Source organism: Actinosynnema sp. NPDC049800 (assembly GCF_040656635.1).
Lineage (GTDB): Bacteria > Actinomycetota > Actinomycetes > Mycobacteriales > Pseudonocardiaceae > Actinosynnema.
Genome location: NZ_JBFAMT010000036.1, coordinates 88,142 through 95,131, shown reverse-complemented (window position 1 = coordinate 95,131; position 6,990 = coordinate 88,142). Strand labels below are relative to the sequence as shown.

7 protein-coding genes are annotated in these 6,990 nt (G+C 71.9%); 1 reads left to right on the top strand and 6 read right to left on the bottom strand.

Annotation, left to right across the window (positions count from 1 at the left end; genetic code table 11):
* Nucleotides 1–440 (top strand): methyltransferase domain-containing protein (locus AB0I91_RS31050; protein ID WP_499640144.1); only part of this gene is annotated, 440 nt, incomplete at its 5' end.
* A gap of 48 nt (nt 441–488) precedes the next feature.
* Here the strand turns inward: AB0I91_RS31050 and AB0I91_RS31045 are convergent.
* The 6 genes from AB0I91_RS31045 to AB0I91_RS31020 all read right to left on the bottom strand — a co-directional run bounded on the left by AB0I91_RS31045 (nt 489) and on the right by AB0I91_RS31020 (nt 6,830).
* On the bottom strand, nt 489–1,214 hold the full coding sequence (locus AB0I91_RS31045; RefSeq protein WP_499640142.1) for a gamma-glutamyl-gamma-aminobutyrate hydrolase family protein: 726 nt from the start codon (nt 1,212–1,214) through the stop codon (nt 489–491).
* Nucleotides 1,211–2,548 carry an O-acetylhomoserine aminocarboxypropyltransferase/cysteine synthase family protein gene (locus tag AB0I91_RS31040; RefSeq protein ID WP_498786166.1) on the bottom strand — a complete coding sequence of 446 codons (1,338 nt, stop codon included), beginning with the start codon at nt 2,546–2,548 and terminating at the stop codon, nt 1,211–1,213. The genes AB0I91_RS31045 and AB0I91_RS31040 overlap by 4 nt, the downstream gene beginning before the upstream one ends.
* The gene (locus AB0I91_RS31035; protein ID WP_498786168.1) at nt 2,535–3,605 is read right to left on the bottom strand and encodes a fatty acid desaturase; all 1,071 of its coding nucleotides are present in this window, start codon (nt 3,603–3,605) and stop codon (nt 2,535–2,537) included. Before AB0I91_RS31035 ends, AB0I91_RS31040 begins: the two co-directional genes overlap by 14 nt.
* 44 nt (nt 3,606–3,649) lie before the next feature.
* Nucleotides 3,650–4,810 (bottom strand): type III PLP-dependent enzyme, encoded by a 1,161-nt coding sequence (locus tag AB0I91_RS31030; protein WP_499640140.1) that lies wholly within the window; start codon nt 4,808–4,810, stop codon nt 3,650–3,652.
* 251 nt (nt 4,811–5,061) lie between these two features.
* Nucleotides 5,062–5,577 carry a mycothiol transferase gene (locus tag AB0I91_RS31025; RefSeq protein ID WP_499618019.1) on the bottom strand — a complete coding sequence of 172 codons (516 nt, stop codon included), beginning with the start codon at nt 5,575–5,577 and terminating at the stop codon, nt 5,062–5,064.
* A gap of 107 nt (nt 5,578–5,684) precedes the next feature.
* The gene (locus AB0I91_RS31020) at nt 5,685–6,830 is read right to left on the bottom strand and encodes a glycoside hydrolase family 43 protein (RefSeq protein ID WP_499640138.1); all 1,146 of its coding nucleotides are present in this window, start codon (nt 6,828–6,830) and stop codon (nt 5,685–5,687) included.
* Nucleotides 6,831–6,990 lie beyond the last annotated feature (160 nt).

The window sequence follows — 6,990 nt, the reverse complement described above, 5'->3', positions numbered from 1 at the left end:
CGCCGCCTGCACGAGCAGGCGGCGGGCGCCACGGACGGCCAGGTGGCGCTGATCGAGCGGGAACTGGGCCTGGCGGACGGCTCCCGCGTCCTCGACGTCCCGGGCGGCACGCCGTGTCCATCGCGGCACGCGGACACCACGTCACGTGCGTCGACCTGAGCGAGGACTACCTGGACGCCGCCCGACGGCGCGCGGCCGAGCACGGCGTGACGGTGGACGCGGTGCGGCCGGCCCGAGCGGCGCCGCGGCGGTTCCCGCGACCACCGGTGCGCTTGGACCTGCTCAGGCCGAGCAGCACCCAGAGCGCTTGGGGCGCCCGGCGGACACTGCCGAGCGCCGCCGTGCGGGAGGCGTGGGCAGCCGTCCGCGACCAGGTGCTCGACGCCGGTCTGGTGCTCGCCACCCACCTGCGGACGCCGCGGCGGCGTGCGTCCGGATGACGGTCCCGGTGGTCCGCGCCGCCGACGCGCCGGGGAACGGCTGTCCCGTCAGACGACCGCACGCCGTGCCGCACGCGCCGCCGCGGCGGCCCCGAACCCGGTGAACAGCGCCACCGACACGAGGTCCGTCGCCGCGTACCACTCCGGATGCCACTGCACGGCGAGGCAGAACGCCGACCCCTCGGCCGACGCCGCCTCGACCACGCCGTCCGGCGCCACCGCCTCGACCCGGAGGCCGGGCGCGAGCCGGTCGATCGCCTGGCGGTGCAAGGAGTTCACCTCGACGCCCGGCTCGCCGAGCAACCGGTGCAGCACACCGCCCTCGGTCAGGCGCACCGGGTGCGCGGGCAGGTACTGCTCGTCCCGGGGCAGCGAGAGGTCCTCGGTGTGCCCGGGCACGTCGCGCAGCGTGCCGCCCAGCGCCACGTTGAGCTCCTGCAAGCCCCGGCAGATGCCGAGCACCGGGACGTCCGCGCGCAGCGCGGCGGGGATGACGCTCAGCGCCAGCTCGTCCCGGTCGGGGTCGGCCCGCCCCGAGCCAGGCTCGCCGCCGTACCACCGCGCCAGCACGTTGCTCTCGTGCCCGCCGAACACCACGCCGTCGAACCGGTCCACCACCTGCGCCAGGCCCGGGGCCGGCCCGCCAATCACCACGACGTCGCAGCCGGAGACCTGCTCCAACGCGCGCACGTACACCTCGCGCACCGCCACGTGCGCCACGCCGTCCACCTGCTCGACGGCCGCCGCGAGGGCGACCAGCGGCTTGCCCGTCACCCGGCCACCGCCAGCGCGCCCGCCAGGTCGGCGATGAGGTCGTCCACGTGCTCCAGGCCGATCGCGAGCCGGATCGAGCCGGGCGAGACACCCGCCGCGAGCCGGTCCGCCTCGGGCAGCTGGGCGTGCGTGGTGGACGCGGGGTGGGTGGCCATCGAGCGCACGTCGCCGATGTTCGTCACGTGCGAGATCATCCTTAGCGCCTCGATGAACCGCGTGCCCGCGCCCAGCCCGCCCGCCAGCTCGAACTGCACCAGCGGACCGCCGTTGCCGCCGGTGTACCGCCGCAGCCGCTCGACCTCCTCGGCGTCGCCGAGGCCGGGGTGGCGGACCGAGACCACCGACGGCTGGTCGGCGAGGTACCGCGCCACCGCCTCCGCGTTCTCGCCGTGCGCCCGCATCCGCAGCGGGAGCGTCTCGATGCCCTGGAGCAGCAGGAACGCGTTGAACGGGCTGAGGCACGGCCCGAGGTCGCGCATCAGCGTCTCGCGGGCCTTGAGCAGGAACGGGCTGCGCCCGAGCGAGCTGTCCAGGTTCGCGCCCGCCTCGGTCCAGACCACGTTGCCGTGCGCCGGGTCCGGCTCGGTGAGCAGCGGGTGCCGTTCGGCGTGGCGCGTCCAGTCGAACCGGTTGGAGTCGACGATCAGGCCGCCCAGCGCGCTGCCGTGGCCGCCGATGTACTTCGTCGCCGAGTAGACCAGGATGTGCGCGCCGAACTCCAGCGGCCGGCACACCAGCGGCAGCATGGTGTTGTCCAGCACCAGCGGCACGCCGAGCTCCTCGCCGATCGCGGCGACCTCCTCGATCGGGAACAGCCGCAGCTTCGGGTTGGGCAGCGTCTCGCCGAAGTAGCACCGGGTCCGCGAGTCGGTGGCGTCGGCGAAGTTCTCCGGCTTCTCCGGGCTGACGAACCGGGTCTCGATGCCGAACCGGGCGAACGTGTTGGCCAGCAGGTTCCACGTGCCGCCGTACAGCTCGTTGGAGCTGACCACGTTGTCGCCCGCCTGGCACAGGTTGAGCAGCGCCAGCGTGATCGCCGCCTGGCCGGAGGAGACGGCCAGGGCCGCCGGGGCGTCGTCCACCGCGGCGATCCTGGCCTCCAGCACGTCGCACGTGGGGTTGTTCAACCGCGTGTAGGCGTGACCGTCCACGCGCAGGTCGAAGATGTCGGCGGCGGTGGCCGCGTCGGGCAGTTCGTACGCCGCGGTCTGGAAGATCGGCGTCACGACCGGATCGGTGATGCCCAACCGCAGCTCGGCGCCGCCGTGCACGACGCCCGACTCCACCCGCCGGTAGGTCTTGCCGGCCGACCTCGGCCGCTCAGGCGGCGACATGCGGCTGCTCCGGCTTGTAGGTCATCGACTCCACGATGGCGCTGATCGCGCTTTGCTGCCCCTCGGGCCCCTTGGTGAACAGACCGCCCAGCTGACGGTCCACCGCCGCGTAGTTCGGGTCGGCCAGCCGCACCCGCCGCGCCTTGCCGAGGTTCCAGAACGGCGTGCGCGGGTCCAGGTGGTGCTCCAGGTGGTAGTTGTCGTTGTGGATGCCGGTGAGGAACTTCTCCCACGTGCGGCTCTTGCGGTTGCGCGTCATGTAGAGGTCCACGTTGGAGTCCCGCACCAGGGGGGTGTGCTCGGACAGCTCGATGTACCAGCCCAGGATCTGGAAGCTGGTCAGGTAGGGCACCACCCAGAACAGCAGCAGCTCCAGCGTCCAGCCCTGCGACGCGCACACCGCGACGACGGTCGTCCAGAACGCCCAGAAGCCGACCCGGTCGAGCACCCGCTTGCGCTTGCCGATCGGGGTCTGCGGCGTGTCCGCCGACCGCACGCGGCCCTGCTTGAGCAACCGGTAGCGGTTGCGCACCAAGTACTTCAGGTACGCCCACGTCTGCGTGCCGAACAACGGCATGATGACCGTGCGGAGCACGTACGCGCGAGGCGAGGACATCTCGTAGGCCCGCTGTTCGATGAAGAACTTCAGGTCCGGGTCGCCCTCGGGGTTGCCCAGCTTCGGGTGGTGCGTGAAGACGTGCGAGATCTTGTACGCGTAGTGCTGCTGGAAGATCGGGTAGGCGGTGAGCACGGTGCCGACGAACATCTGCACCTTGCGGTTCGACGCGCCGATGCCGTGCGCGCAGTCGTGCAGGATGGTCGACAGCCCCCGCTGGCGGGCGCCGATCACGAGCACCGCCAACGGGTAGAACCAGTAGGAGACGCCCAGGCACAGCCAGGCGCAGAAGGCCATCCAGACGACGTCCTCCAGCCAGGCCAGCGCGGCGTGCCAGTTGTCGCTGCGGTTGAGCTCCTTGATGCCGTTCTCGACTTCCTTCGGGAAGCGGTACATCCGGTAGCGCTTCCCGTCGAACGCCCAGGTGTACTCGTCGGACATCAGCGGCTCCTCTCCCACGAAGGTTCCGTTGTGGCGCACCGGTCTCAGTGGTCGGTCGCGCCGAAGCAGTGGCTGGGCAACGGCGGGAAGCCGTTGAACCCGACGGACGCGTACGGCGTCGTGTAGGCGCCGGTCGCGAGGATGTCGACGTGATCGCCCGGTCGCAGGTCGACCGGCAGCGACACCGGTGTGCGCTCGTAGAGGACGTCGGTGCTGTCGCACGTCGGTCCCGCGAGCACGGCCGGGGCCGCTTCGTCGGCGAACCGGCCGTTTTCGCGCACGGCGACGACGGGGAACGAGATGGCCTCGTCCTCGGTCTCGACCAGGCCGTTGTACCGGCCGACGTCGAGGTAGACCCAGCGCAGGCCGTGCTCCCGCTCGGTCACCAGCACGACCTCGGACCGGAGCATCCCGGCGTCACCGGGCAGGTACCGGCCCGGCTCGACGATCAGCGTCGGCCGGGTCGGGAAGGACTCCGCGACGGCCCGGTCGATCGCCGTGAAGTAGGTTTCCAGCGCGGGCACGGTCGCCTCGTAGCGGACCGGCAGGCCGCCGCCGAGGTTGAGCAGGTCGAGCTCGATGCCCTCGGCGGCCAGCTTGGCCGCGACCCGCGCGGCGGTGGCGACACCGCTCGCCCAGCTGTCCGGCTCGCGCTGCTGGGACCCGACGTGGAACGTCGTGCCGCGCGGCGTGAGCCCGAGCGCCACCGCGTCGCGCAGCAACGCGACCGCGTCCTCCTCGGTGCAGCCGAACTTCCGGTTGATCGGCCACTGCGCGCCGGTCGTGTGGACGATGAAGCGGCAGCAGACCTCCGCGCCGGGCGCGGCCCGCGCGACCTTCGCCAGCTCCGCCGCCGAGTCGATCGAGTAGAGCCGGATGCCGCGCTCGTGCGCGTAGCGGATCGCCGACTCCTTCTTCACCGTGTTGCCGAACGAGATCGACGCCGGGTCCGCGCCCGCGGCCAGGCAGGCGTCGAGCTCCCCGACGCTGGCGACGTCGAAGCCGCAGCCCAGTTCCACCAAGTGCCGCAACAGGTCCGGGTCGGCGTTGGCCTTCACGGCGTAGTAGACGGCGGCATCGGGCAGGGCCGCGCGCAGTTCCCGGTGCCGGGCGGTGACGACGTCGAGGTCGAGCAGCAGGCACGGCGTCTCGGGCCGCGTGGCGTCGAAGAAGTCGCGGTGCGCCGCGTAGAGCGCAGGGTCCACCGGTCGGTCGTCGGTCAATGTGAAGCCTTCCACCCCAGGCGGCGGCGACGTGTGGTCCGGCCTCGGGAAGTGGGCTGCAAGACACCGCCGTCGTGACTGGCGGTCATCATGCCGACGGCCCGGACGCGGTGTCAACGAATGCCCGCGCCATGACTTCGGAATACCTGTCGGCGTGGAATTCTCCGGCCTGGCAACGATGTCCGGCCCCAAGGCCGTGGGCGTGCCGGAACTCCGGAAACCTCGACCCGAGGTCAGTCCTCGGGCAGCACACCGCGCACGAAGGCGGCCTGACCGACGTGCTGGAGGTCGTCCTCGATCACGCTGAGCAGCCGCACGGCCAGCGTCACGGGTGGGTCCCACGACTCGTCGACGACCCGCGTCAGGTCGTGACCGCTCAAGCCGCGCAGGTACGCCGCGGTGCGCTCGTGCACCGCCCGGTGGTAGTCGCGCAGCAGGGCGGCGGGCGCGTCCACGGCGGCGACCCGCTCGCCGCCGTGGCCGTAGCCGGTGTCGTCGGCGGGCAGCGGCAGGCCGAAGCGCTCGACCCAGCCGTCGGCGGTCCAGACCTGCTCGTCGCCCGCGACCTCCGCCACGTGGTCGTCCTGCACCCGGGTCAGGTGCCAGACCAGCCACGCGATCGAGTTGGCCGAGCCACCCACCCGGTACGTCAGCCGCGGTCCGGCGAGGCCGTCCAGCACGCGTTCCACGGACTCCCGAACCCGCCCGAACCCGTCCAGCAGCACGTCCACCGCGGTGACCTCGGCCATGAGCCGCCCTCCGTCCTTCGATGCCCGGCACCGGCACGCTACCGCCCGTCCGCGAACTCCGCGGGACGGGCGGCAGCGCGGTGAGGGGACCGGTGATCGTCGAACGGCTACTCGAAGAACTTGAGGCCCCACCCGGTGTCCGCCGTCGCGCCCGGCACGTTGGCGCGGCGGTAGGTCGTGTTGCCCCACCACACGAACGTGCCGGTGTACCAGTAGCGGTTGTCCCAGTGGTAGGGCGTGCCCTTCGGCACCGCGTGGTACACCATCGGGAACTTCGGGCCGGCCGGCGGACTGGTGGCGATGTCGCCGTCGAGCAGCACGAACGTGTGGTGGCCGGGCCCGTTGACGTGCAGGGTCGGGTCCCAGCCGGTCATCATGGTGGCCCGGTTGGAGCCGAACAGGCAGCCGTTGGACTTGTACCAGTCCCACACGTGGGTGGGGTCGCCGCCGGCGCGCAGTCGCAGGTCCGCCAGGCAGTACTGCTCGCTCCAACTGCCGTTGGCCGAGTACACCACGTGCAGTTGGCCGTTGGGGTCCTTGATGACCTCAGGCGCCTCGTTGATGAACGGGTTGCCGACCACGCGTTCCCACGGCTCGCGCGGCTGGGAGATGACGTAGCGGTTGCCGACCGCCGTGAGCGGGTCGGACATGCGGGCGATGTAGAGGTTCTGCTCGACGTTGGTGGTGCACTCCCACCCCGACCAGATGAAGTAGCGCTGGCCGTTGAACGTCACCGGCACCCCGTCGATCGCCCACCGGCCACCCGGCAGGGCGAGGGAGACCTCACCGGTGTAGCCGGAGTCCGGCGAGGCGGAGCTGATCGCGTACATGCGGTGCGCCGCGTCGTGGCCGGCCGTGAAGTAGATGTAGTACCGACCGCCGTCGCGGACGATCTCGGGCGCCCACACCGAGCCGAGGTTGCGCGCGTCGCGCCACACGAGGCGCGCGGTCGCGGCGGCCAGCCCGTCCGGGGACGACGCCTGGCGGACCTGGATGCCGCCACCGCCGACCTGCGCCGAGACGTAGGTGCCGCCGACGCGGATCACGCTCGGGTCGGCGGCGCGCAGACCGGTCTGGCCCAGTGCGGACACCTGGCAGTCGGCGGACGTGGTCGGTTCGGTCGCGGAAGCCGTCGGCGCGGCGAGGGCGAGGGCGAGGGTGGCGATGACGGCGGTCGCGGCCGCCGTGAGCCGCCTGGTCCTTGTCGTGGACGTTCCTGCGGGTGTTCCTTCGGCGCTGGAGGAGAAGCGCATGGGGTCTCCTTTGCGGTGCCTCGAAGGCGTGGTGGGAACTCACCGTGAGAGCGCTCTCACACCTCGAGGCTAGTACGGAGACCACCTGCCGGGAAGGGGCGCACCGCAGGATCGAACCCGGCGCCGGAACCGGGGTGACAGGCCAGGCGTGCATCGGCAA